The 3093-nt window shown below is 52.2% G+C and carries 1 rRNA gene and 1 pseudogene; both read left to right on the plus strand.

Annotated features, from left to right (window positions below):
* Nucleotides 1-180 (plus strand): annotated as a pseudogene (locus DID99_RS37660) (hypothetical protein); the annotation flags it as partial.
* Nucleotides 181-199: 19 nt separating this feature from the next.
* Nucleotides 200-3081: ribosomal RNA gene (locus DID99_RS36145) — 23S ribosomal RNA — on the plus strand.
* The last annotated feature ends 12 nt before the right edge of the window (nt 3082-3093 follow it).

The raw sequence follows: 3093 nt of genomic DNA on the forward strand, positions 1-3093 counted from the left end.
AAGTATCGGCTGTCGTTCTTTAACAATCTGGAAGAAGTAAGTAATTTGGATAGCGGAAGCGTCTTTGAGATGGACGTGGAAACTATCCGGGTTGTGATTGTATCGATGTATCTCAAGATGATTCGAACTCTATGTTTGACTCAATTGGAATACGGCACAACGCGAGAACTCAACCTGTAACGAGACAGACTCGTTATAGGGTCAAGCGAACAAGTGCATGTGGTGGATGCCTTGGCGATCACAGGCGATGAAGGACGCGGTAGCCTGCGAAAAGCTACGGGGAGCTGGCAAACAAGCTTTGATCCGTAGATGTCCGAATGGGGAAACCCACTCCTTTTGGAGTATCCATGGCTGAATACATAGGCCATGTGAAGCGAACGCGGTGAACTGAAACATCTAAGTAACCGCAGGAAAAGAAATCAACCGAGATTCCCAAAGTAGTGGCGAGCGAAATGGGATGAGCCTTGCACTCTTTATTTGTATTGTTAGCCGAACGCTCTGGAAAGTGCGGCCATAGCAGGTGATAGCCCTGTAGGCGAAAACAGTATGAAAGAACTAGGTGTGCGACAAGTAGGGCGGGACACGTGAAATCCTGTCTGAAGATGGGGGGACCATCCTCCAAGGCTAAATACTCGTGATCGACCGATAGTGAACCAGTACCGTGAGGGAAAGGCGAAAAGAACCCCGGGAGGGGAGTGAAATAGATCCTGAAACCGCATGCATACAAACAGTCGGAGCCTCGTAAGGGGTGACGGCGTACCTTTTGTATAATGGGTCAGCGACTTACGTTCAGTAGCAAGCTTAACCGTATAGGGCAGGCGTAGCGAAAGCGAGTCCGAATAGGGCGTTCAGTTGCTGGGCGTAGACCCGAAACCAGGTGATCTATCCATGGCCAGGATGAAGGTGCGGTAACACGTACTGGAGGTCCGAACCCACTAACGTTGAAAAGTTAGGGGATGAGCTGTGGATAGGGGTGAAAGGCTAAACAAACCTGGAAATAGCTGGTTCTCTCCGAAAACTATTTAGGTAGTGCCTCGTGTCTCACCTTCGGGGGTAGAGCACTGTCATGGTTGGGGGGTCTATTGCAGATTACCCCGCCATAGCAAACTCCGAATACCGAAGAGTGCAATCACGGGAGACAGACATCGGGTGCTAACGTCCGGTGTCAAGAGGGAAACAACCCAGACCGCCAGCTAAGGTCCCCAAATATAGCTAAGTGGGAAACGAAGTGGGAAGGCTAAAACAGTCAGGAGGTTGGCTTAGAAGCAGCCACCCTTTAAAGAAAGCGTAATAGCTCACTGATCGAGTCGTCCTGCGCGGAAGATGTAACGGGGCTAAGCTATATACCGAAGCTGCGGATGCGAGCTTTGCTCGCATGGTAGGAGAGCGTTCCGTAAGCCTGCGAAGGTGCGTTGAAAAGCGTGCTGGAGGTATCGGAAGTGCGAATGCTGACATGAGTAGCGATAAAGGGGGTGAAAGGCCCCCTCGCCGTAAGCCCAAGGTTTCCTACGCAACGTTCATCGGCGTAGGGTGAGTCGGCCCCTAAGGCGAGGCAGAAATGCGTAGCTGATGGGAAGCAGGTCAATATTCCTGCACCATTGTTAGATGCGATGGGGGGACGGATCGCGGAAGGTTGTCCGGGTGTTGGAAGTCCCGGTCGCTGCATTGGAGAAGGCGCTTAGGCAAATCCGGGCGCAGGATTCAAGGGTGTGGCGCGAGCTCCTTCGGGAGCGAAGCAATTGGAAGTGGTTCCAAGAAAAGCCTCTAAGCTTCAGTCTAACGATGACCGTACCGCAAACCGACACAGGTGGGCGAGATGAGTATTCTAAGGCGCTTGAGAGAACTCGGGAGAAGGAACTCGGCAAATTGGTACCGTAACTTCGGGATAAGGTACGCCCTTGTAGCTTGATGCGCCTGCGCGCAAAGGGTGAAGGGGTTGCAATAAACTGGTGGCTGCGACTGTTTAATAAAAACACAGCACTCTGCAAACACGAAAGTGGACGTATAGGGTGTGACGCCTGCCCGGTGCCGGAAGATTAAATGATGGGGTGCAAGCTCTTGATTGAAGTCCCGGTAAACGGCGGCCGTAACTATAACGGTCCTAAGGTAGCGAAATTCCTTGTCGGGTAAGTTCCGACCTGCACGAATGGCGTAACGATGGCCACACTGTCTCCTCCCGAGACTCAGCGAAGTTGAAGTGTTTGTGATGATGCAATCTACCCGCGGCTAGACGGAAAGACCCCATGAACCTTTACTGTAGCTTTGCATTGGACTTTGAACCGATCTGTGTAGGATAGGTGGGAGGCTATGAAACCGGAACGCTAGTTTCGGTGGAGCCGTCCTTGAAATACCACCCTGGTTTGTTTGAGGTTCTAACCTTGGCCCGTGATCCGGGTCGGGGACAGTGCATGGTAGGCAGTTTGACTGGGGCGGTCTCCTCCCAAAGCGTAACGGAGGAGTACGAAGGTACGCTAGGTACGGTCGGAAATCGTGCTGATAGTGCAATGGCATAAGCGTGCTTAACTGCGAGACCGACAAGTCGAGCAGGTGCGAAAGCAGGTCATAGTGATCCGGTGGTTCTGTATGGAAGGGCCATCGCTCAACGGATAAAAGGTACTCTGGGGATAACAGGCTGATACCGCCCAAGAGTTCATATCGACGGCGGTGTTTGGCACCTCGATGTCGGCTCATCTCATCCTGGGGCTGTAGCCGGTCCCAAGGGTATGGCTGTTCGCCATTTAAAGAGGTACGTGAGCTGGGTTTAAAACGTCGTGAGACAGTTTGGTCCCTATCTGCCGTGGGCGTTGGATATTTGAAGGGGGCTGCTCCTAGTACGAGAGGACCGGAGTGGACGAACCTCTGGTGTACCGGTTGTCACGCCAGTGGCATCGCCGGGTAGCTATGTTCGGAAGAGATAACCGCTGAAAGCATCTAAGCGGGAAACTCGCCTTAAGATGAGATATCCCTGGGGACTAGATCCCCTTGAAGGGTCGTTCGAGACCAGGACGTTGATAGGTCAGGTGTGTAAGCGCAGTAATGCGTTCAGCTAACTGATACTAATTGCCCGTAAGGCTTGATCCTATAACAAGTCTG

This window comes from Burkholderia sp. Bp8986, assembly GCF_003854225.1.
In the GTDB taxonomy this organism is placed as follows: domain Bacteria; phylum Pseudomonadota; class Gammaproteobacteria; order Burkholderiales; family Burkholderiaceae; genus Burkholderia.